This window comes from Pseudarthrobacter sp. TE9888 (genome assembly GCF_056279345.1).
In genome coordinates this window covers 2,170,421-2,192,378 of record NZ_JBWBRD010000002.1, presented here as the reverse complement: position 1 = coordinate 2,192,378, position 21,958 = coordinate 2,170,421, and the positions used below count along the sequence as shown (strand labels likewise).

Here is a 21,958-nt window from a genome sequence, read left to right as displayed (position 1 = left end):
GCCATTTGGGCCGGAAAGGGGTGTCGCTTTGTGGACGCTGGTCCTTCCACCCGTCCTGCACAGGGTGTATGTGGAGGCCTAAAATGTCCCCGCGCCTCGGTAGGCTTGAGAAGTGAACAAACAGAGGGCCGGCGTATTCATCGCATTCGAAGGTGGCGATGGTGCCGGCAAGTCCACCCAGGCGGCCCGGCTGGCGGCGGCACTGGAATCCCGGGGCTACACCGTACTGCGTACCCGTGAGCCCGGCGGCACCCCGGTCGGCGAAAAGCTGCGGTCGTTGGTGCTGGACCACGGCAATGGTGAGATCGACGCCCATACAGAGGCCCTGATCTTTGCGGCTTCCCGTGCCGCCCACGCCACCCAGGTGATCCGCCCGGCCCTTGCCCGCGGCGGGATTGTGCTGACCGACCGCTACATCGACTCCTCCGTGGCCTATCAGGGGGCAGGCCGAAACCTGGGCCAGGACGCCGTGCGTACCCTCAACGAGTGGGCCACCTCGGGACTCCAGCCGGACCTGACAGTCCTGCTGGACGTCGACCCGGAACTGGGGCGCCACCGCCGGACTGCGGGCCAGGCAGCCGAGGACCGGCTGGAATCCGAAGCCGACGAGTTCCACACCCGCATCCGGGACGCGTTCCTCGACCTGGCAGCCGTCCGGCCCGCGTCCTACCTGATCCTCCCCGCCCAGCTCCCGGCTGACGAGTTGGCCGGGCGGATCCTCGCCCGGGTCGACACCCTGCTGGATGCAGCAGCGGGGCTGGCGGCGCAGGAGGAAGTACCGGTGCCTGCGCCTGCCCCGGGAGCAGCCTCCGACGGTGGTGGCTTGTGACCGTTTGGGATGACCTCCAGGGCCAGCCCGCCGTCGTCGAACAACTGCGCCAGGCCGCCGGCGGCGAGGGCCTGACCCACGCCTGGCTGTTCACCGGGCCGCCGGGGTCCGGCCGTTCCAACGCCGCCAAGGCGTTCGCTGCCGCGTTGAACTGCGACCAGGAGGACGTGGGCCTTCGAGGATGCGGACAGTGCCAGGCGTGCCACACGATTCTGGGCGAAACCCATTCCGATGTGACCTTTGTGCGCACCGAAAAAGTCACCATCACCATTGACGAGGCCCGTGAGCTCGTGGCGACGGCGGGCAACCGGCCGTCGTCGGGCCGCTGGCGGATCATCGTGGTGGAGGATGCAGACCGCATGGCCGAACGGACCACCAACGTGCTGCTCAAGGCCATCGAGGAGCCGACGCCGCGCACCGTGTGGATGCTGTGCGCACCCTCGCCTGCCGACGTCCTGGTCACTATCCGCTCGCGTTGCCGCAGCGTGGCCCTCCGCTTGCCGCCGGCCTCGGACGTCGCAGCGCTGCTGGTCCGGCGCGACGGCGTAGACCCGGCCCTCGCGGAACAGGCCGCCCGTACGGCGCAAAGCCACGTGGGCATCGCCCGCCGGCTGGCCAGGGATCCGGCCGCAAGGGAACGCCGCCTGGAAACCGTCCGTTTCCCGCTGGGACTGCGCGGGGTAACGGCCGCCGTCATGATGGCGGACAAGCTGGTCAAGATTGCCACGGCAGAGGCGAACAGCTCCAATGAGGAGCGTGACGCCGCGGAGAAGGCCAGCCTCCTTGCTACGCTTGGAGCACCGGAGTCCGGCACCCTGCCGCCGGCAATGCGCAGCCAGGTGAAGCAACTCGAAGACGACCAGAAACGCCGCGCCAAGAGGTCCATCACCGACTCCCTGGACCGGACGCTTACCGATCTGCTGTCCTTCTACCGGGATGTGCTGGTCATCCAGCTGGGGAACGCCGTGGAACTGGTCAACGTTGAGCTGAGGGGTGAGCTGGAGGAGTTCGCAGCCCACACCACCCCGGAAGCCACACTGGCCCGCATGGACGCCATCAACAAAGCCCGCGAACGCATCACCACCACCAATGTGGCCCCGCTGCTGACCATAGAGTCCATGGCGGCCAGCCTGATCCAGCCTTCCAAGGAGACCCGATGACTGCCCGCCCCCTGCCCGCACGCCACAGGTCCCTGGCGGTCGCCGTCCGCGCTGCGGGTGCCATGGCCCTGGCCATGGTCCTGGCCTCGTGCAGCCTCCTCAACGGCGGCGACAGGAACCCGCCGGAGGCGGCCACCGCCAAGGCTGATCCGTCCATCGTGGCGTCCGCGCCCGCCGGGCTCGAGAAGTTCTACTCGCAGGAAGTCGTTTGGCAGCCGTGCGAAGGTGAATTCCAGTGCGCCAAAGTGACCGTGCCCGTGGATTACGCCAATCCTGGCGGCGACACGATCCAGTTGGCCGCTTTGCGGGCGCCGAGCACGGGCAAGAAGACCGGCAGCCTGCTGGTCAACCCGGGCGGCCCGGGCGCGTCCGGCTACGACTTCGTCAAAGACGCCGCCGGAACCCACTTTTCGGCTGCAGTCCGCAACGCCTACGACCTCGTCGGTTTCGATCCGCGCGGCGTGAAGCGCTCCGCCCCGGTCACCTGCATGTCGGACGCCGAACGCGACGCCTCCCGGGCCAAGATCTACGCCTTTGAGACCGATTCCGGACTCCAGGCGGCCCTGGCGGACAACAAGGCCATCGCCGCGCAGTGTGCCGCGCAGACGGGCCCGGTCATGGCCCATATCGACACCGTCAGCGCCGCCAAGGACATGGACGTCCTGCGGGCCATCGTGAACGACACCAAGCTGAACTATCTGGGGTACTCCTACGGCACCTTCCTGGGATCCACCTACGCCTCGCTGTTCCCGGACAATGTGGGCCGCATGGTCCTCGATGGAGCCCTTGACCCCTCCATCAGCAACGAAGACCTCACCAGCGGCCAGGCCAAGGCTTTCGAAAAGGCGCTCCACACCTACGTGGCGAGCTGCCAGAAGCAAGGAAAGTGCCCGCTCAGCGGCGACGCCGACTCCGGCGTGCAGCAGATCCGGGACCTGATCAACTCCATCCAGCAGACACCCCGCACAGCAAAGGACGGGCGGCTGGTCAATGCAACCACCTTTGTCAGCGGCCTGATCACCCCGCTGTACAACGACCAAAGCTGGCCCGCCCTCACCCAGGCCCTTGAGGCGGCCATGTCCGGCGATGTAAGCCTCATGCTCCGGCTTGCCGACCTCGGCGCCGACCGTGCCTCAGACGGTTCGTACACGTCCAATTCCACCTTCGCCTTCAACGCCATCAACTGCCTCGACTACCCCATGGTTTCGGATGCCGCGGGCATGCGCGCGGAAGAGAAGCGCCTCGAACAGGATTCCCCCACCCTGGGCTACTTCTTCGCCTACGGCGGGACCACCTGCGCTGACTGGCCCTACAAGAATGTCCGTACGCCTGCGCCGGTGGAATACAGCGGCGCCTCCCCCATCGTGGTCATCGGAACCACCGGCGATCCCGCCACCCCCGTTGACTGGGCCGCGTCATTGCGCAAGCAGTTGGGGAACGCCTCGCTGCTGACCTGGCGCGGTGAAGGCCACACCGCCTACGGCCGGGCCAACAGCTGCCTTGAGGACTCGGTGGACAACTACCTGGTGGGCGGCAAGCTGCCCGCCGACAACACGGTCTGCTGACTGCTCCCGCAGCTTCCGTCCGCCCCATTTTGACCGGGGCGCGGGGACTCTACTACAGTTGACTCTTGCATGAAGCGCCCGGTTCCGCCGGGGATTTTCATGCGGTGCTTCCTTAGCTCAGTCGGTAGAGCGTTTCACTCGTAATGAAAAGGTCATCAGTTCGATTCTGATAGGAAGCTCGGGATAAACCCCGGACAGCCCCTTGTTTTAGGGGTTTCCGGGGTTTTTCGCTGGTTAAGCGGCAATTTCGGCCGATCAGGTCTTTGCAATCCCGTTGAGTTGCGCGCGGATGAATGCCTGGTCCTCGCGGGACACGGCCGCTTCGCCGTGCGGCCCCGTGGGAAGGCTCTCACCGCTTTGCTTGGCGATCACCGCGGTGATGGTCCGGGGAAGTATCTGGCACCCGGGGTTGTCGATGAGCCACTTCCGCGTGGCGTGGTCCAGGTGGCCCCAACGGTCTTTGAGGTTCATTGCTGACTGCTGCCTCCATACTCGCGTGACAAACTGCCTCTGCCGCGGGCGGTACGCCCACGCCAAACCTCCATTAGACGCCGGCCGTGATGGACGGGGCAGGGGCCAAAGTCCCCCTCCCCGGGCCCATTATGACGGCCGCCGCTCCGACGCCGGGCGGAGTTCAGGAAACAGCAAGCCAGGCAAGGTATCCTCCCGGTATGACCCCCCGCTCCCAGGCTGCTGTTGCGCGCGCCGCGGCCTTCGATGCTGCCATTCCCGCAGGGTGCAGCCAGCACGCACCTGCCACTTCCGCATGTCCAAGCCGGTGGGACCGGACGCGGCCCGCAGGACACTTACGGAACAGGAACTAGCAGTGGAGCCACATGTCCCGCGGCACCTCAGCCAGGACGGAAAGGGTCCCGGCCGCAGGGCCGTTTTGCTGGCCGCGGTGCTGACAATGTCCGCCGCGGTGCCCGACCTGCAGCCGAACCGGAAACAGGACGCGACCTCCTCTGACCTGCCCGCCGCCGACGGCCCCGGGGACGTCAACTCGACGGTCCTGCACTCCGGTCCGGACGGCGACGAACCCGCACCCACCCCGCCGGCCGCGCCCGTGCTGTCACGCAACCAGGTTGTCGACACCTACGGAAAGCACCAGGCCCGGTACTGGGGCCTGGAGGCTCCCGGCGTCCTGACCCGGATGCCTCCAGGACAGGGCATCGCACTGACCTTGGACTTTTGCGGCGGCCCCGGCGGCAGCGGCTGCGACCAGGCCCTTCTTGACACGCTGCGGCAGCGCCACATCCCGGCCACGCTCTTCCTGAACTCGCGGTGGATCGCAGCCAACCCCGCCACCACCCGGCAGCTGGCAGCAGACCCGCTCTTCGAGATCGCCAACCACGGAACGTCCCACAAGCCGCTGTCCACCACTGGCAACACGGCCTACGGCATTCCCGGCACCAGGAACGCGGGGGAAGTCTATGACGAGGTCATGCCGAACGACGAGGCCCTGGCAAACATCACCGGCAAGCGTCCCAAGTACTTCCGCCCCGGCACCGCCTACCTGGACGACGTCGCCACGGACATCCTGGGTGCGTTGGGCGTGAAGCCGGTGGGCTTCAGCATCAATGGCGACGGCGGCGCGACCTTTCCCGCCGCAGTCGTAGCCAAAGAGGTGGCAAGGGCGCGGGCGGGGGACGTAGTCATCTGCCACGGCAACCACCCCAATGGGGGTACAGCGGAAGGCGTCAGGCAGGCCTTGGACAAGCTGCTCTCGGCAGGGATGTCCTTCGCCCACCTGCCGTAGGCCGTACGCCGCGTCGAAGCCGGGAGCAAGCCCCGTTACATTTATTGGGTCCCCGAGGGTCGGGGATTTGGTCGCTGGATCCGGTATGACTTTCTTGCCCTGTCTTTGATGATCCGGGGGGTGTTGTCGCCGGGTTCGGAGGCACGCGTTGACTGCTGATAGGGACACGGCCGGCTCCTTCCGATGGGGCCAGGTCTCTTTGTAACGTGGGTGCCAGCATCGGGTGTCGTGACTGCGGCCATAAGTGGTGCAAAGGAGCGCCGGATGGACGAACGATACGAGATTTTCTGCGGGCTTGATGTGGGCAAATCCGAGCACCACGCCGCGGCATTGAACGCAGCTGGCGAACGGGTCTTCGACAGGCCCCTGCCTCAGGATGAGGCGCGGCTGCGCGAGCTGTTCACCGGGCTACAGCAGCACGGCCGCGTGCTCGTGATCGTCGACCAGCCCAACACCATCGGCGCTCTTCCGATAGCCGTGGCCAGAGACTGCGGCTGCACTGTTGCTTACCTGCCCGGCCTGGCGATGCGTAAAGCCGCTGACCTGTATCCGGGAAAGTCCAAGACGGATGCACGTGATGCGTTCATCATCGCCGAGACTGCACGTGCGATGCCGCACACGCTGCGGGCCGTTGACCGCGACAGCGAGGTGCTCGCGGCCCTAAAGGTGCTCTCCGGATTCGACGCGGACCTGACCCATGAGTGCACCAGGGCGATCAACCGGCTGCGGTCGCTGTTGCTGCAGATTTTCCCCGCCCTGGAGCGAGTCTTCCCGGGGACAGTGCTGACCCGGTCCCTGGTCCTGGAGCTGTTCATCAAATATGCCGGACCGACCGGCCTGCGGGCCGCGGGGCGATCCAACGTGTTGCGCTGGGCCAGGAACCACAGCCGCAAGGACCCGGTGAACCTGGTTGACGCCGTCTTCACGGCACTGGGCGAGCAGACGGTCACCGTGATCGGCACCGAAGCCGTCGAATTGGTCATCCCCCGCGTCGCCGCCCAGATCAAGGAACTCAAACACCAGCGAGCCATCGTGGCCGAAGAAGTCGACAAGCTCCTCGATGACTTCCCTCTTTCCCAGGTCTTGATGTCCATGCCGGGAGTCGGCATCAAGACCGCAGCGACGATACTCCTGACCATCGGCGATGCCGGCACCTTCACCTCTCCCGGGCACCTCGCCGCCTACGCAGGCATCGCCCCTGTCACACGACGCTCCGGCACCTCGATACGCGGTGAATTCCCCGCACGATCAGGGAACAAACAACTCAAGAACGCCCTCTTCAGATCCGCCTGGATCGCCAGCTGCCACCACCCCGCATCGAAGGCCTACTACCAAAAGAAACGGGCACAGGGGAAGAAGCACAACGCCGCCGTCATCTGCCTGGCCCGCCGGCGCTGCGACGTCATCTACGCAATGCTCAAACACGGCACCTTCTACGAGGAAAAACCCGCCCTGGCCGCTTGACCAAAAGCATAGGGACACCCCCCTCTGGCAGTGCTGGCAGCCCACGTGCCGATCGGATACGTTGACAGGGAAGCCCTGCCCAGCCGCACCGGACGCTGCCACACCGGTGCTGAACGTTAGGAAGTCGCCATGCCGGAACACCACGACCTGCCCGCCATCGGATGGGTTCCTGCGTGGGCGGACCTGCAGGAACGCAGTGCAGGCCAGGTTGAAGGAGGGTTCGTCCTGGGGGCGGGCGCCGGGCAGGATCCGCAAGGCCAGGAGTACGTGGCCGGCTGGCCGGGACCCGGCGCCGGGGAGCTTGCAGGCAAGGCCGCGGCCGGGGACGGAGTGCGCCTCACGCTGCTTTCCGCCGACGCCGCTGCTGTAAAGGGCCAGGTTCCAGGGGGCCTTGCCCCTGTGGCCGAACGGGTACTGCTCATGGCGCCGACGGCCGAGTTGAACGGGACGGTGGAGCTGCCTGAGAACTCCCAGGTCGCTTTGGCACCCATGGATACCTTTGACGCCGTCGAAATAACCGTATTCGACCACCCTGTCGCCAAGGGACGCATCCAGGTCCGGGACGATTTCGCGGCGGTGGCCGTCACCGAACTGCCGCAGGGGCCGGAGAAGGAGACCTTCGAACAGGGCCTGTTCGCCGCTATGGCGGAGGAGGCGTTCCTGCACGGCGCCGAGTACCTGCACATGGTGGTGGAGCCGGAGGCAGCCGCCCGTTACGAATCGGCCGGCTGGACCGCCGCGGGCCGGCTGGTCAGTTTCGAAAGGGCCTGACGACGGCGGCAGGCCCTAGTCCGGCCTGCCCACCACCACCTGGGAAGGGCTGTGGGTCACGTACCCGTTGGCCCAGGAAAACAGCGCCCTGACTTTCTGCTGGAAGCCGGGCAACAGGGCCAGGTGCACCGCCAACCACGACACGAAAGCCAGCGGCCCCTGCAACTGCAGCCGCTTGCGGCCCAGCTCGGCCACCGCCGCGCCGCGGCCAACCATGGCCATGTACCCCTTGTCCCAGTAGCGGAAAGGCTCGCGCACGCCGCCGGTAAGGTCCGCGTAGATATTGCGCGCAGCCCACTTGCCCGATTGCTGGGCCACCGACCCCAGCTGCGGCAGCTTGTTCCCGCCGGCGTCGGTGATGTTGGCGGAGTCACCCAGTACGTAAACGCCCTCAGCGCCCGGCGCGGTCAGATCGGGCCGGACGTCAACCCTGCCGCCCCTCCCCTGCTCCAGGCCGGACTCGGTAATGATTTTCCCGGCCTGCAGCCCACCGGCCCAGACCACGATCCGGGCAGGGATGACGGTCCCGCCCTTGAGGGTCACGCCGTCCGGCCGGACTTCGGCCACGGGCTGGCCCATATGCAGCTGCACGCCGAGCTCCGTCAGGCGGTCCCGCGCGTACGCCTGCGACTTCTCCGAAAACGCGGCGAGGACGTTTGGAACCATATCCACGAGGTGGACGTGGCACCGATCTGCCAGCTCCGGCGAGAAGTACTTCGGCACCAGGTACTTGACGTTTTCAGCGAGCGCGCCGGCCGTCTCGACGCCAGTGGGGCCGCCGCCCACCACTATGACGTCAGCACCTGCTCCCGGCTCACGGTCGGCCTGGTCCAGGACGGCGGTGATGGCCGCGCTGAGCCTGGTGGCATCCGCCACGGAGTACAGCGGGTAGGCATGCTCATCCGCGCCGGGGGTGTTGAAGAAGTTCGGCACTGCCCCGGTGGCGATCACCAGGGCCTGGGCCCGGTATGTGGACCCGTCGGCCGTGGTAACGGTCCTGTTCGGCGCGTCGATGGCAGTGACCGTCGCCGTCAGGACCCGGACGCTGTTGATTCCGCGGAACTCGGCCCTCAGCGGCCGCGTCACCGTCGACACGCCGATCTGCGATGCAGCCACCTGGTAGAGGAGCGGCTGGAACTGTTGGTAGCTGTTGGCGTCAAGCAACAGCACGCGGACACCTTTGCGGCCCAACTCCTCAGCCGCAGCCTTCCCGGCAAATCCGCCGCCCACCACGATGACCTGATATAAATCGTCCATTCGTGCAACTTACCCCTCCCGGCGGACGAGTAACAGGGTGCCTTCCCGCAACTGCCGTTGCGCCGCGCCATCCTGCGCCGGATCTGCCGCGGCATTCAGGACACCTAAGATGGCGGCATGGAAGACGAAGCCTTGGCGGACATTGCCAACCGGCTGTACGCGGGACCGCTGGAGGACTTCGTTGCAGCCCGCGCCGCCGCGGCCAAGGAGGCTTCGGGCCTGGACAAGGGCCTGGCGGCAGCCGTCCGGGGCCTGCCGAAACCTTCCGTCGCTGCGTGGGCGCTCAATATGCTTGCCCGCCACCGGCCGGAGGTGCCTGCCCGGCTGGGCGAGCTGGGGGCGCGGATGCGGGCAGCCCAGGACTCGCTGGACGCCGCCGCCCTCCGCGAGCTGGGCCGTGAGCGGCGCACCCTGCTCGCCGACGCCGTCGAAACTGCGCGGTCAACTGCCCGGGAACAGGGCCGCTCCATCAGCGATGCCATGGCATCGGACGTCGAGGAGACCCTCCGGGCGCTGACGGCTGACGCGGGGGCAGCCAACGCCGTGGCCAGCGGGCGCCTGCTCAAAGTCCTCTCCGCGGACGGCGTTAACGACGTGGACCTCGACGGCGCGGTGGCCCTCCCCGGTTTGCTCCCACCCACGCCGCCTGCGCGGTCCACCGGGACTCCCCCGGCCGCACCACGGACACCGGCACCAACGGCCCCGAAGGCCGCCGGGGCCAAGCCACCGGCTCCAAAGACGCGCACGACGGCGTCTGGCGGTTCCCCGCAAGCGCCCGGCAGGCCCCGGCTTGAGGCTGTCCGGCAGGCTCCCCGGCCGGCCTCGCCACCGGCGCTGGAACGGGCCAAGAGCGCCCTCGCGGAGGCGCGGGACGCTGAGCAGGCAGCTGCCCGGCTGGCCGGTGAGCTCCAGGAGCAGGAAGAAACGGCACGCGCGGAAATAGCGGACCTTCAGCAGGAAACGGCTGACCTCAGGCGCCGGCTCAAGGCTGCCGAGGAAAGCCTGGACCGCGCCCGTAAAAACCTTGCGGCCACCGCAGCGGAAGCGAAACAGGCCGCACGGGCCGCAGACAAGGCCAGCCGGACGTCCATGCTGGCGCAGGAACGGGTCCTCCGGCTGGGCAATCGCTGACTGCTTCACAGCCAGCCCTCGCTCCGTCGCCAAGTACTATTTCTGCATGGGGGCCAAACCCAAACGGCCCGGGCTTCGGACCGCCGGGCGGCTGCCGGCGTCCCTGCGCCGAACGTCACTTGTCTTCCAGCAACCCGTGGCCCTCGCACCGACTCTCCCGCCGGCGCCGCACCGACACCTACCGAGAAGAGCAGATCATCACTACCATCACCGTCCTCGTCGCCGGAGCCACCGGTGACCTCGGCCAACGCATCGTACGCGAACTCCTCCGCCGCAACACCGCGGTCCGGGTCCTGACACGCCCCGGGAGCGGAACGGCCCATGGCCTCTACGGCGGGGAGGATCGTGTGGACATCCACGAGGCCGCCTACACGGACCGGGCCGGTCTCGCCTCGGCATTGTCCGGCGTGGATACCGTCATTTCCGCCGTCAGCGGTGCGCGTCCGGTCATCGTCGACGCGCAGCGGGCGCTCCTCGCGGCCGCCGTCGACGCAGGTGTGGCACGGTTCATCCCGTCGGACTACTCCGCGGATTACCGCCGGGTCACCCCCGGCAGCAACCGCAACTTCGAGCTCCGCCGCGAGTTCGCCGCCGAACTCGACGCCGCACCCATACGCGTAACTTCAGTGCTGAACGGGGCCTTTGCCGACATGCTCACCGGGCAAGCGCCCATGATCCTCTTTAAGCGCCGCCGGGTCCTGTTCTGGTCCTCACCGGACCAGGTGCTCGACTTCACCACCAAGGACGACGTCGCACACGTCGTCGCACATGCCGCCCTGGATGAGGACGCGCCCCGCGTGGTCGAGATAGCCGGCGACCGCGTTACGGCGCGCAGCATAGCCCGGACAATGACCGAACTCACAGCGACGCCTTTCTCCCTGCAATGGGCCGGCACCACCGGTATGTTGGCTGCCATGAGCAGGATTGGGCGGCAACTGTCGAAGGACAATGACAAGGCCTTCCCCGCATGGCAGGGCATGCAGTACTTCGTCAGCATGTTCAGCGGCGAGGCGGAACTTCAGCATGTCAACAACGACCGCTATGGCCCGCACGGGTGGACCTCGGTCCGCGATGTCCTCGAAGCGCACCTGAAGGAGACAACCGGCGACGGGAGACAACGGGCGATCGCTCTTGCCGGGCACTGATGGCCAACAGTTCCCGGTTCGTCCGCCTCGCGTCGTTATCAACACGCTGAGTCGGTTCCCTGGAATGTCAGACCCTGGTTGCAGACTGGATTTATGGAAAACCAAGCAGTGCAGGAATTTCACGTTACGTACTTCGACGCCGACTCCGGCCGGGCCCGTTCCGAGGTCTTTGACACCTTGGAAGACGCCGAACGCTTCGCCTGCCGGCACTGCCACGATGAGGACAGCTGGGCAGTGGTGGACGCCGTGGCCGTGGAACGCGTCCGGATCGCCGCCTGACCGGTCCGCGAATGGCTCCATCCGGGCATTGGCCGGGTTAACGGCGTCAGCCCGTGCGGCGCGGCGGTTGCCGGCAGCACGGGCTGACGCTGGGTTGGCGGACGGCCACCGGGACGTCGTGCCGGGAACCGCTGCCTTAGGGACTACGCGAAGTCGGAAACCGCCGGGTCGGCTCCGATTCGGCCTTCGCCGCCTGCGGTCCGGTCCAGGTTGTTGATGGCTTCAATGTCCTCGGCGTCCAAAGAGACCTCCAAAGCTGCGAAGTTCTCCTTGATGCGCGACTCGGTCACGGACTTGGGGATCACCACGTTGCCGATCGCGAGGTGCCAGGCGATGACCACCTGGGCAGGGGTTGCCTGGTGCTTGGCAGCGATGGACGCGATGGCCTGGTCCTTGAGCAGCTCGCCGCCCTGCCCCAGCGGGGACCATGCCTGGGTCAGGATGCCCTTGGAAGCACCAAACTCACGCAGTTCGCGCTGGCTGAAGTACGGGTGCAGCTCAACCTGGTGGATGGCCGGAACCACGCCGGTTTCATCGATAATGCGCTGGAGGCCCTCGACCGTGAAGTTCGAGACGCCGATGGACTTGACCCGTCCGCGCTTCTGCAGCTCGATCAGGGCTTTCCAGGTGTCAACGTACTTGTCCTGCTTGGGCTGCATCCAGTGGATGAGGTAGAGATCCAGCGTTTCCAGGCCAAGCCGGTCCATGGATTCCTCGAAAGCAGCGAGCGTCGACTCGTAGCCCTGGTCCGCGTTCCACAGCTTGGTGGTGATGAAGATTTCTTCCGGAGACAGGCCGGAGCTGGCGATGGCACGGCCCACGCCGGCCTCGTTTCCGTAGATCTTTGCGGTGTCAATGTGGCGGAAGCCGGCTTCGAACGCCTGGCGCACAACCTTTTCAGCCACGTCGTCCTCAACCTGCCACACACCGTAGCCGAGCTGGGGGATCGTGTTGCCGTCGTTGAAAGTCAAGGTAGGTGAAAGAGTCATGGCTTTATCCTGCCAAAACCCGGGAGCCCAACGCTGCGAAATCCGGCTCTGTCAGCCAGACGCTTAACTGGAAAGTAGGCTTCCAAATCGGGAATATTCCTGCGCACCCCGCCCGGGCTATTCTCCGTGAAGCTGCCTCTCGGCGTCGTCCACCTGCTGGAAGACTGCCTCGGCGCGGCGGTGGACGGACGCGGCGCCCACCGGCACCGGCCCCACGGCGAGCCGCAGCATTGCTGCCGCCTCCGCCGTGGTTGCCAGGGAATTTCCTGCCTTTGAAAGGGACCTGTGGACATTGGACAGTGCGGCGGGAATATCCAGGCCGTCGCTGGGAGCACGCCGCTGCGCTTCCATGCAGACTGCCCGGACGCGCGGCAGCAGCGCAGCGAGCTGGTTGGCAATCTCCACCAGCTCGCCGTACAGCTGGTCGTCCTCCACGCCCTCGAGCACTTGGTGGAAGCGGTCCAGTCCCCGGTGGAAGCGGTCGTGCGCGCGGCGCCACAAACCCTTGCCCAGTTCCAGGTCGTCCTTGCGCCCCTGCCTGGCGGCGCTGAAAAAGCCCAAGCGGATCCTAAAGGTACTGGCCCGGGCCGTGGTCCGGGTCCTCGTGCTGGCCGGGCCGCGGCGTCTGTCCGGGCTGCCCCGGCCGGGCGCCGGCCGGGGCTCGCTGGGGCTCGCCGTTTTCCCCGATCACGACGCCGGGCGCAATCATGGTGCCCGGTGGCAGTTGGCGCAACTGCAGCTGTGCGGCTGCGTGTTCCCGGGCCGCGTTCTGGGCGGCGATGGCCGTCTGGATCCCGTGGAACAGGCCCTCCAGCCACCCCACCAGCTGGGCCTGGGCAATCCGGAGCTCCGCGTCGGATGGTGTGGCATCACCGGAGAACGGCAGGTTGATCCTGTCCAGTTCTGCCACCAGCTCGGGCGCGAGGCCGTCTTCCAACTCCTTGATGGAGCGGGCATGAATGGCAGCCAGCCTGCCGCGCGCGGCGTCGTCCAGCGGGGCAGACTTCACCTCTTCAAGCAGCTGACGGATCATGGTGCCGATCCGCATCACCTTGGCAGGCTCGTCCACCAGATCCTGCAAGCTGCTCCCCCTGGGCCTTCCGTCCGTACCGGAGGGAACCTGAACAGGGTCCTCGGTGTCGTCCACGGGAGTACCCTCTACCGGAAGGTCCTCAGCTGCCTGAGTGTCATTAGGATCGCTCATGGGTTCATACTCTCACGGCCCGTCCGCCCACGGTCCACCTGTGAAGGCCTGCGGCGCCCTTGTCCGCTGCGGGCTCAATCAGCAGCACCGACCCTGCGGGTTGCTGTCCTGGCGGTCGGTGCGGTCCCGCCAAAACTCGCGTTCGGTCAGGGGTGGTTCTGCGTGCCCGGCCGCCCGGTGGTGTTCGAGGTACTTGGCGTAGGCATCCGCGCCCATGACGCCGCCCAGGTAGCGGGCAAACCCGCGGAACCCGTTGGCGACCATGGCAATACCGGCGCTCATCAGTGACCGGTCCGTTCGAGCCGGGCCCCGGCGGGCACCTTCTCCCATTCGGCAGCCAGTTCACGTTCGGCAGTTGTTGGTACCAGCCCGGCCGGGGCGAAGACGCGCGACGGAACAGCCGGGTCCTCGTTGTCGGTGATGGCCGCTCCTGCCGACCGGTCCCGGAACGCCTTGGCGGTGGCGATCAGCGCCGTGGCGATCACGATGATGCTGAGCACCACGAAGATCACGGACAGCCAGCCCTGGATCATCGTGTTGCGGACCACCGCTTCCATGGCCGCCGTCGTCTTGGCGGTGCCGAAGGAGGTCTTGCCGTCGGCCAGTGCCTTGCTGAAGGCTGCGTTGTTGGCGAAGTAGCCCACCGCAGGGGTGGAGGAGAAGATCTTCTGGTAGCTCGCGGCGATGGTCACCACGGCGGCGAAGGCCAGCGGCAGGGCCACGATCCACAGGTACTTGAAAGTTCCGCGCTTGGCGACGATGGCCAGGACCACGGCCAGCGCGATGGCGGCGAGCAACTGGTTGGCGATGCCGAACAGCGGGAACAGGGTGTTGATGCCGCCCAGCGGATCGGTGACGCCCATCAGCAGCACCGCGCCCCAGGCGGCCACCATGATGGCGGTGCAGAGCCAGGCACCGGGCCGCCAGGAGGCTTCCTTAAACTTGGGGACAAAGTTGCCGATGGAGTCCTGCAGCATGAAGCGGGCAACGCGGGTGCCGGCGTCGACGGCGGTGAGGATGAAGAGCGCCTCGAACATGATGGCGAAGTGGTACCAGAAGCCCATGAGGGCGGTGCCGCCGACGAACTGGTGCATGATGTGCGCCAGGCCCACGGCCAGCGTGGGGGCGCCGCCGGTCCGGGACACGATGCTTTGCTCGCCCACGTTCCGGGCCGTCTCGGACAGGAGGTCCGGGCTGATGTTCACGCCGGCCAGGCCCAGGCTGTTGACCCAGGTGGCTGCCGTTTCCACGGTTCCGCCGGTGAGGGCTGCGGGGGCGTTCATGGCGAAGTACAAGCCGCGGTCAATCGAGATGGCTGCCACCAGGGCCATGATGGCCACGAAGGATTCCATCAGCATGCCGCCGTAGCCGATGTAGCGGGTCTGCCGTTCCTTCTCCACCAGTTTGGGGGTGGTGCCGGACGAGATGAGGGCGTGGAAGCCGGACAGTGCGCCGCAGGCGATGGTGACGAACAGGAAAGGGAACAGGGCCCCGGAGAACACGGGCCCGTTTTCCCGGCTGGCGAATTCGCTGAACGCGGGAACGGTGACTTCGGGCCGGACCACGATGATGGCCAGGGCCAGCATCACGATCACGCCGATCTTCATGAAGGTGGAGAGGTAGTCGCGCGGGGCGAGCAGCAGCCACACCGGCAGGATGGCGGCGATGAAGCCGTAGACGATCAGGCCCCAGGCGATGGTCACCTTGTCCAGGTGGAACACGGCTGCGCCCCATTCGGTCTGCGCCACCAGGCCGCCGCCGATGATGGCGGCCATCAGCAGGACGAAGCCGATGATGGAGACTTCCATGACCTTGCCGGGCCGCAGGTAGCGGAGGTAGACGCCCATGAAGAGCGCGATTGGGATGGTCATGCCCACGGAGAACACGCCCCACGGGCTTTCACCCAGGGCGTTGACGACGACGAGGGCCAGGATGGCCACGATGATCACCATGATGAGCAAGGTGGCAACGAGGGCTGCCGTGCCGCCAATGACGCCGAGTTCCTCGCGGGCCATCTGGCCCAGGGAGCGGCCGCCGCGGCGCATGGAGAAGAACATCACCAGGTAGTCCTGGACGGCGCCGGCGAGGACCACGCCGACGATGATCCAGATGGTGCCGGGAAGGTAGCCCATCTGGGCGGCGATGACCGGGCCCACCAGCGGGCCGGCCCCTGCGATGGCGGCGAAGTGGTGGCCGAAGAGCACGTTCCGGTCAGTGCGGACATAGTCCTTGCCGTCGGCCTTGTACTCGGCCGGGGTGGCGCGCCGGTCGTCAGGCTTGGTGATGTAGCGTTCGATCACCTTGGAGTAGAAGCGGTACCCGATCAGGTAGGTGCACACGGAGGCAAAGACGAACCAGATGGCGTTGACGGTCTCGCCGCGCACGATGGCCAGCATGAACCAGGCAACGCCGCCCAGCAGGGCAATCGCCGCCCAGAGCGCGATCTTCGCCGGGGTCCATTTCCGGTCCTCGGCTTCGAGCCGTGCCTCGTCGACGGCGGGCGGGGGAAGATTTGGGTCTGTGGCCAGTCCGCCCTCCGCCCGGGATCCGCTGTTCCGTTGGTCAGGCACTCCGGCCATGTCTCCTCCTTGAGAGTTATCCCACTTTTCCTACTGGGCACCCTACCAACGCGGGTGGCCGCTTCAGCGGCCGACGGCGGTGCGGCGCCTGGCTGTGCGGTGAGCGGCGGCGCCGCGGCGACGAACGAGGCGCGACCGCCCCCGGTCAGGCCAGGCTGCGCCGGGACAAGGGCAGGCCGGACGGGGTAAAGGTCCAGGCAAGCACCGCGCCCGTCACCGGTACCGCCATCACGAGGGCCAGCAAGTGCAGCCAGGGAATGTCCACTGCCGTCCGCATGTCCGTCGACAGGACAAGCAGGAGCGCAGGTACCAACCCTGCCAGCACTCCCAGCAGGGCGCCCACGCCACTGGTGAAAAGGGCCTGGGATCCTGCCAGGGCCTTACGCAGCCGCGGTGAGGCTCCCACCCCGGCAAGGGTGGCATGGTCCGTACGGGCATCGACCAGGGAGAGGCCGGTGGTGATGCCCGCTGCGCTGAACGTGATGAGGGCCGCCGCGGCCACAATGGACCATGTCATCCACTGGCTGCCCTGGGAAATGCCCGGCTCGGCCCGGAAGGCCATGCCGGGTTGCCGGTAGACGGCCGCGACGGCAGCGGAGGCTGCATCCGCCTCGGCCTCCGACGGATACTTCGCCAGCTGAATAAGCAGCCCGGCGGGTTCAGCGCGGAGCTCCAGGCGTGCTGCGGTTTCCGGTGAGACAACGCCGAAGCATGGGACCGGGACCACCGGCTCAAGCACCGCTGCGGCGAGGGAAGTGCTCCTCACCGCTGAGGGCACCGTGCCCGGCCCTGACGGCGACGGCCCTTGGGTCCGCACATCCTGCGCCTGCAGCAGGACAGATCCGTCACGGACGAAGACGGGGTTGGTCACCACCATCCCCCCGGCCTCCAGCACCGCCAGGGACTCCGCAGAGGGGTCGCGGCCCAACACTGCCCGGATGTCGTCCGCGCCGCCCACCAGGATGGCCCGGCCGGAGGGCTGTTCATTGACCATGGACCCGCGGCACCGCCAGTCCCCCGGGTCCACTACCCGTCCCAAGGGTGTCGTCGGGCACGTATTGGCCTGCGGCCTGGCAAGCGAAAACAACAGGCAATTCGAGGTGTCCGTCAGCGCCGGCAGGCCAGGATCGGCGGGGCCCTCCGGGCAGTTCCGCAGGCTTGCGGGGGCGGTGATGACCCGGGTTGATTGAACCGTCCCCAGGGCATTATCCACCGCTGCGGAGAGCACGCCGGCGTCAATGTGCACGGGCGGCCGCATGCTGCCATCGGCGGCGAGTGGCTGGTCCACCGTGAGCGGCAGGTACGCCTGGTTTTCCAGGGCGCCCCAGTAATGCGAGTCCCGCAGCCCGGCCTGCTGGCTGGCTGACAGCACCAGGGCAGCGCTTGCCAGGGTGGCGGCGGCGAGTACGGCCGCCACGGCGGGGACGCTCCGGCCACGGTTCCTTGCCGAATCACGCGCCGCCATCCGGAGGGAGAGGGATAGCCAGCGCGTCCGGGACGTCAGCCGGACGATCAGCCATCCGGTCAGCATTACCAGGCCCGCAACTGCGGCCACCGCCCCGGCGATCAGCATGGTGGCCACCACGGGCAGTTGCTCCGCCCGCTGGTCGGGATCGTTCGTGGAATTGCTGAGCAGCCAGCCGCCCACCAGCAGCCCTGAGGCAAGTGCCAGCGCGACGACGCCGGCCACCGTGGTGCGGCGCCCCGTGGGTGCTGGCGCCCGCCCGGATTTGAGCGCACCCAGCACGGCCTGCCGTGACACCTGCCGCGCCGGGACCAATGCGGCCAGCAGGCAGGCGCCCAATCCCATGGCCATGGCCACGGCTGTCAGGAGGAGGTCCGGGTGCAGGCCGGCCAGCCGGGCGGAGCCGGTGGAACGGACCACGTGGACGACGACGGCAGCGGCCCCCAGCCCCACTGCGGCGCCGGCGGCCACGGCCAGGCTGCCAAGCCACAGTCCACCGGCAGTGACGACGGCTCCGACGGTGACAGTGTCCGCTCCGGAGGAGGCCAGCAGTGCCAGCTCACGTACCTGGCGCTTGGCACCGACGGCGAAAGCGGCACCGGCCAGCAGGCCTACCTCGAGCAGTGCGAGCGCACCGACCAGGCCGAAAGTGGCATAGACGGTCACCAGCACAGGTCTGTTGTCGTGCAGCTGGGAGCCGGGAACCGTGCGCTGGCCGGCGGGCGGCGGGTCCAGCACCACACTGCGGGAGAGCACGCCCACGCCTTCGCTGTTGGCCTCCCTGATCTGTTGCCAGGTGACCGGCTCGGGGCCCACCAGGTAATAGGACACGGACTGGCGGGTCGAAGGGCCGGGCGCCAGGTCCGCGGGCGCCTGGCCGGCCTTAAGGTACAGGATGCTGTTGCTGTCCGCGGCGGAAGCGTCGCGGATGGTACCCACCGGGACAAAGGTTCCTGCCGACGTCGTAAATTCCTGGCCGAAGGCGAGGTGGAACCGCGTCATCAGCCCGGGCGAGGCGAGCACCTCCGTCCCGCCGCGCGGTGGGCGGCCGGCCAGCAGGCTGTACTTGCCGTCAAAGGCCGGATTGAGCGCGTCCACCTCGCGGCCCGGCAAGGAAACCAGGGCCGCGCCCACGCCGGCGGTCAGCGTGAGTGTCCGCTGCGGAAGGACCTCGTAGCCCGCAGGGATGGCGTCGGCGGGGTTTGTCCGCTGGAAGTCCGGGTCGTAGCGGCCGGAGCTGGAAGCGACGACACCGTCATTGAGTGGGTCCTGCAGGGAGTCAGCGCTGGGAACCGTCAGGACGCTGAACCTCGCCTGGGTGTTGCCCAGTTCGTACCGGACAATCTCCCCGGGCGTGCGCTGGGAGCTCTGGTAGAGGGTGGCGGCGCCGGTCATGCCCGCCACCGGCAGCATGATCAGCAGGACGATCAGGAGCGAGCGCCCCTTATGGCGGACGATATCGCGGCGGGCCAGGCGCAAGGCGACCCGGCGGCCGCTCCGGCGGCCCTGCGGCGCGGGAGCGAGGTCAAGCGGCATCAGAGTCCGGCCTGCGTCAGGAGCATCGTGGGGTCGTGCATGGCTGCCGCCTGGTCAATGATGCGTCCATCGCGCAGGAAGACCACCCGGTCCGCCCAGGCAGCGTGCCTGGCCTCGTGGGTGACGAGCATGACGGCGGCTCCGGCGTCGGCCCTGGCGCGCAGCACCTCCATGACCCCCTGGCCCGTTGTCGAATCCAGCGCACCGGTGGGTTCGTCGGCCAGGATCAGCCGGCGCTTGCCCACGATGGCGCGGGCGATGGCGACCCGTTGCTGCTGGCCGCCGGACATCTGGTCCATGAACCGGTCCGCAAGCTCCGGGATGCCCACCTGCCGGAGCGCGTCGGCGGCCTGCCGGTGCGCCTTCCGGGCCGATGTTCCGTCCAGTTCCAGGGGCAGCGCCACGTTTTCGGCGGCCGTCAGCGTGGGGACCAGGTTGAAGTCCTGGAACACGTAGCCAACGGCCCGGCGGCGCAGGCGGGCCAGTTCGTTCAGGCCCAGGCCGGCCAGGGGCGTGGATTCAACAAAGACAGCGCCCGACGTCGGCCGGTCCAGTCCGCCGGCAACGGCGAGGAGGGAGGACTTTCCTGAGCCCGACGGACCCATCACTGCGACGAACTCCCCCGCGCAGATGGTGAGGTCAACGCCGCGGAGGGCTGCCACGGCCGTCGCGCCTTCCCCAAAGGTCCGGCCAACCTGGGCAAGTTCCAGGACCTGCTGCGGCCCCTGCACGCTCACCGGCGGCTGTCCGCGCTGAGCGGGGCGTCTTCCGTGACCCCGTTGGACGTTTTCCGGGCTGACCCCGCGGCTGCGGCCTGCGCCTGCTGGACCATCCTTGCCTCACAGAGGTCCAGCCAGCGGACTTCCGCTTCGGTCTGGAAGATCAGCGAGTCCAGGACCAGGAGCCAGGCGGTATCCGTGGCCCGCTGGTTCGCGGCCGTGTCACGCCGGGCTTTGGTGTAGTCCTGCAGGGCCCTGATGGACGCCACGCGCTGGGCCTGGATGATGGCCTGCACATCAACCCCGGGCAGGGTGACGGCGAGCGCCAGCTTGATGGCGAGCTCATTGCGGGGCGGATTGTTCCGTTCCACGGGGGCGGCGAACCAGCTCTGCACCTCCGCTTTGCCGGCGGCGGTGATGCTGTACACCACGTGGCCCTCGCCGTCGTCGCCCTCCTTGGCCACCAGGGCATCGCGTTCCAGCCGGTCCAGGGTGGTGTACACCTGCCCGATGTTCAGGGGCCACGTGGCTCCGGTGCGGTTCTCGAACTCGACCCGAAGCTGGTAGCCGTAACGCGGCTGGTCCTGCAGCAGGGCGAGGAGGCTGTGGCGTATCGACATGGTGCTCCCCGGGCTTAGTCATTGCCGGTATGCACAGGCCCCCAAGACCCGTGCATACCGCGTATGCCAACCCTAATCCGGATTACCCCTGCACGCAATACCGGGTATGTATGCCCTAGAGAACCAGGAGGACCTTGCCCACATGGTCACCGCTGTCGAAGTAGCGGTGGGCGGCAGCCACCTGGTCCAGGGGGAACGTCTTGGCAACCAGCGGGCGGATCCTGCCGTCGGCCACCAGCGGCCACACGGCGTCGCGGACGGCGGTCATGATGGCACCCTTTTCCGCCACTGGCCTGGGTCGAAGCGCGGTGGCCACCACGGCCGCCCGCTTCTTCAACAGCAGGCCCAGGTCCAACTCGCCCTTGGTGCCACCCTGGAGGCCGATCACCACCAGGCGCCCATAGTCGGCCAGGGCATCCACGTTCTGCGGGAGGTATTTGGCTCCCACCACGTCAAGGATGACGTCCGCCCCCTTGCCGCCGTTCTGCCGCCGAAGGCTCTCCGGAAAGTCTTCCTCTTTGTAGTTGATGGCAATGTCCGCACCGAGGAAGGCTTTGGCGGTGCTGACCTTCTCATCGCTTCCGGCCGTGGTGGCCACCCTGGCACCGAACGCCTTGGCCAGCTGGATGGCCATGGTGCCGATCCCGCCCGTGGCCCCGTGGATCAGGACCGTCTCGCCCGGCTGCAGCTGCGCCGTCATGATGAGGTTGGAGTAGACCGTTGCCGCCACCTCCGGCAGCGACGCGGCGGTGACCAGGTCCACGCCTTCGGGGACGCGCAGCACCTGCTCGGCCGGTACTGCCACCTGCTGCGCGTAGCCACCGCCCGCCAGCAGGGCCACTACCTTGTCCCCCAGCGAAAACGGCTTGCTGACGCCCGGCCCGAAGCCGGCAATCCGGCCTGACACTTCCAGTCCCGGAACCTCGGAGGCGCCGGGCGGCGGCGGGTAGAACCCCCGGCGCTGCTGGACATCGGCCCGGTTCAGGCCCGCAGCCACCACGTCGATCAGCACTTCGCCCTGGCCGGGAACCGGGGCATCCACGTCCCGCACTTCCAGCACTTCCGGGCCGCCCGGTTCAGATATATAGACGGCTTTCATGGACCTCTCCCGTTCGTGACTTCAATCCTGGCTGCATCCAGTGTGCACCGGGGGCTTCCCCGGGCCTGTTTTGTTGCAGGCAAGTGCCTATGAAACACTACTAGCTGAGGAAGGTTGTCCGAGCGGCCGAAGGAGCTGGTCTTGAAAACCAGTGTGCGGTAACCCCGTACCAAGAGTTCGAATCTCTTACCTTCCGCAAGGGAACCCCTGGCAGCCGGCACCACCGGCCGCCAGGGGTTTTTTGTTTTAACCAGCCGCCGCCCGACGTGTTGCATGCACGTAAATTCTTTGGATTAAACCCCTGCCGGACCCGGATTCGAAAGCTACCGGCCGGTATCGTCTGTGATTGCCGGCACACGTCCGTGTTCCGGCAGCATCATCACTCCC

At 67.4% G+C, this 21,958-nt stretch carries 20 protein-coding genes and 2 tRNA genes; 11 read left to right on the top strand and 11 right to left on the bottom strand.

Going from position 1 to position 21,958, the window contains the following annotated elements:
• Positions 1–112: 112 nt before the first annotated feature.
• The 4 genes from tmk to ACZ9J7_RS10875 all read left to right on the top strand — a co-directional run bounded on the left by tmk (position 113) and on the right by ACZ9J7_RS10875 (position 3,733).
• Positions 113–829 carry a dTMP kinase gene (gene tmk / locus ACZ9J7_RS10890; RefSeq protein ID WP_476209311.1) on the top strand — a complete coding sequence of 239 codons (717 nt, stop codon included), beginning with the start codon at positions 113–115 and terminating at the stop codon, positions 827–829.
• The gene (locus ACZ9J7_RS10885) at positions 826–1,989 is read left to right on the top strand and encodes a DNA polymerase III subunit delta' (RefSeq protein WP_141158098.1); all 1,164 of its coding nucleotides are present in this window, start codon (positions 826–828) and stop codon (positions 1,987–1,989) included. The genes tmk and ACZ9J7_RS10885 overlap by 4 nt, the downstream gene beginning before the upstream one ends.
• Entirely contained in the window at positions 1,986–3,554 is a 1,569-nt protein-coding gene (locus ACZ9J7_RS10880; protein ID WP_476209308.1) for an alpha/beta hydrolase, read from the top strand. Before ACZ9J7_RS10885 ends, ACZ9J7_RS10880 begins: the two co-directional genes overlap by 4 nt.
• A gap of 106 nt (positions 3,555–3,660) precedes the next feature.
• A tRNA-Thr gene (locus tag ACZ9J7_RS10875) sits at positions 3,661–3,733 on the top strand.
• 76 nt (positions 3,734–3,809) lie between these two features.
• On the opposite strand, the gene ACZ9J7_RS10870 is transcribed toward ACZ9J7_RS10875, so the two are convergent.
• A complete protein-coding gene (locus ACZ9J7_RS10870) occupies positions 3,810–4,025 on the bottom strand; it encodes a hypothetical protein (RefSeq protein ID WP_476209306.1) in 216 nt (71 codons plus the stop codon).
• 355 nt (positions 4,026–4,380) lie between these two features.
• On the opposite strand from ACZ9J7_RS10870, the gene ACZ9J7_RS10865 reads away from it, so the two are divergent.
• From ACZ9J7_RS10865 to ACZ9J7_RS10855, 3 genes are all read left to right on the top strand, one after another.
• The gene (locus tag ACZ9J7_RS10865; RefSeq protein ID WP_476209304.1) at positions 4,381–5,313 is read left to right on the top strand and encodes a polysaccharide deacetylase family protein; all 933 of its coding nucleotides are present in this window, start codon (positions 4,381–4,383) and stop codon (positions 5,311–5,313) included.
• A gap of 264 nt (positions 5,314–5,577) precedes the next feature.
• Positions 5,578–6,777, top strand: a complete 1,200-nt coding sequence (locus ACZ9J7_RS10860; protein WP_476206826.1) for an IS110 family RNA-guided transposase — start codon at positions 5,578–5,580, stop codon at positions 6,775–6,777.
• A 129-nt stretch (positions 6,778–6,906) separates the two neighbouring features.
• A complete protein-coding gene (locus ACZ9J7_RS10855) occupies positions 6,907–7,548 on the top strand; it encodes a hypothetical protein (protein ID WP_476209302.1) in 642 nt (213 codons plus the stop codon).
• A 15-nt stretch (positions 7,549–7,563) separates the two neighbouring features.
• On the opposite strand, the gene ACZ9J7_RS10850 is transcribed toward ACZ9J7_RS10855, so the two are convergent.
• Positions 7,564–8,805 (bottom strand): NAD(P)/FAD-dependent oxidoreductase, encoded by a 1,242-nt coding sequence (locus ACZ9J7_RS10850; protein ID WP_476209300.1) that lies wholly within the window; start codon positions 8,803–8,805, stop codon positions 7,564–7,566.
• 117 nt (positions 8,806–8,922) lie between these two features.
• On the opposite strand from ACZ9J7_RS10850, the gene ACZ9J7_RS10845 reads away from it, so the two are divergent.
• The 3 genes from ACZ9J7_RS10845 (at position 8,923) to ACZ9J7_RS10835 (ending at position 11,360) form a co-directional block, all read left to right on the top strand.
• Positions 8,923–9,936, top strand: a complete 1,014-nt coding sequence (locus tag ACZ9J7_RS10845) for a hypothetical protein (RefSeq protein ID WP_476209299.1) — start codon at positions 8,923–8,925, stop codon at positions 9,934–9,936.
• A gap of 194 nt (positions 9,937–10,130) precedes the next feature.
• Entirely contained in the window at positions 10,131–11,081 is a 951-nt protein-coding gene (locus ACZ9J7_RS10840) for an NmrA family NAD(P)-binding protein (protein ID WP_476211836.1), read from the top strand.
• Between the two features lie 93 nt (positions 11,082–11,174).
• Complete coding sequence (locus tag ACZ9J7_RS10835; protein WP_476209297.1) at positions 11,175–11,360, top strand: hypothetical protein; 186 nt, start codon at positions 11,175–11,177, stop codon at positions 11,358–11,360.
• A gap of 143 nt (positions 11,361–11,503) precedes the next feature.
• On the opposite strand, the gene ACZ9J7_RS10830 is transcribed toward ACZ9J7_RS10835, so the two are convergent.
• The 9 genes from ACZ9J7_RS10830 to ACZ9J7_RS10790 form a co-directional block, all read right to left on the bottom strand.
• Positions 11,504–12,349: an aldo/keto reductase gene (locus tag ACZ9J7_RS10830; protein WP_476209295.1), complete on the bottom strand. Its 846-nt coding sequence runs from the start codon at positions 12,347–12,349 to the stop codon at positions 11,504–11,506.
• 117 nt (positions 12,350–12,466) lie between these two features.
• A complete protein-coding gene (locus ACZ9J7_RS10825; RefSeq protein ID WP_476209293.1) occupies positions 12,467–12,910 on the bottom strand; it encodes a hypothetical protein in 444 nt (147 codons plus the stop codon).
• Positions 12,911–12,917: 7 nt separating this feature from the next.
• Positions 12,918–13,553: a bacterial proteasome activator family protein gene (locus ACZ9J7_RS10820; protein ID WP_476209291.1), complete on the bottom strand. Its 636-nt coding sequence runs from the start codon at positions 13,551–13,553 to the stop codon at positions 12,918–12,920.
• Between the two features lie 78 nt (positions 13,554–13,631).
• Positions 13,632–13,835, bottom strand: a complete 204-nt coding sequence (locus ACZ9J7_RS10815) for a YbdD/YjiX family protein (RefSeq protein WP_476209290.1) — start codon at positions 13,833–13,835, stop codon at positions 13,632–13,634.
• Positions 13,835–16,132 (bottom strand): carbon starvation CstA family protein, encoded by a 2,298-nt coding sequence (locus ACZ9J7_RS10810; RefSeq protein WP_476209288.1) that lies wholly within the window; start codon positions 16,130–16,132, stop codon positions 13,835–13,837. Before ACZ9J7_RS10810 ends, ACZ9J7_RS10815 begins: the two co-directional genes overlap by 1 nt.
• 145 nt (positions 16,133–16,277) lie before the next feature.
• The gene (locus ACZ9J7_RS10805) at positions 16,278–19,133 is read right to left on the bottom strand and encodes a hypothetical protein (RefSeq protein WP_476209286.1); all 2,856 of its coding nucleotides are present in this window, start codon (positions 19,131–19,133) and stop codon (positions 16,278–16,280) included.
• The gene (locus ACZ9J7_RS10800) at positions 19,133–19,870 is read right to left on the bottom strand and encodes an ABC transporter ATP-binding protein (protein WP_476209284.1); all 738 of its coding nucleotides are present in this window, start codon (positions 19,868–19,870) and stop codon (positions 19,133–19,135) included. The genes ACZ9J7_RS10805 and ACZ9J7_RS10800 overlap by 1 nt, the downstream gene beginning before the upstream one ends.
• Positions 19,867–20,472: a PadR family transcriptional regulator gene (locus ACZ9J7_RS10795; RefSeq protein WP_476209282.1), complete on the bottom strand. Its 606-nt coding sequence runs from the start codon at positions 20,470–20,472 to the stop codon at positions 19,867–19,869. Before ACZ9J7_RS10795 ends, ACZ9J7_RS10800 begins: the two co-directional genes overlap by 4 nt.
• Before the next feature lie 115 nt (positions 20,473–20,587).
• A complete protein-coding gene (locus tag ACZ9J7_RS10790) occupies positions 20,588–21,571 on the bottom strand; it encodes an NAD(P)H-quinone oxidoreductase (RefSeq protein WP_476209280.1) in 984 nt (327 codons plus the stop codon).
• A gap of 108 nt (positions 21,572–21,679) precedes the next feature.
• Here ACZ9J7_RS10790 and ACZ9J7_RS10785 point away from each other — a divergent pair.
• Positions 21,680–21,767 (top strand) — tRNA-Ser (locus ACZ9J7_RS10785).
• Positions 21,768–21,958 lie beyond the last annotated feature (191 nt).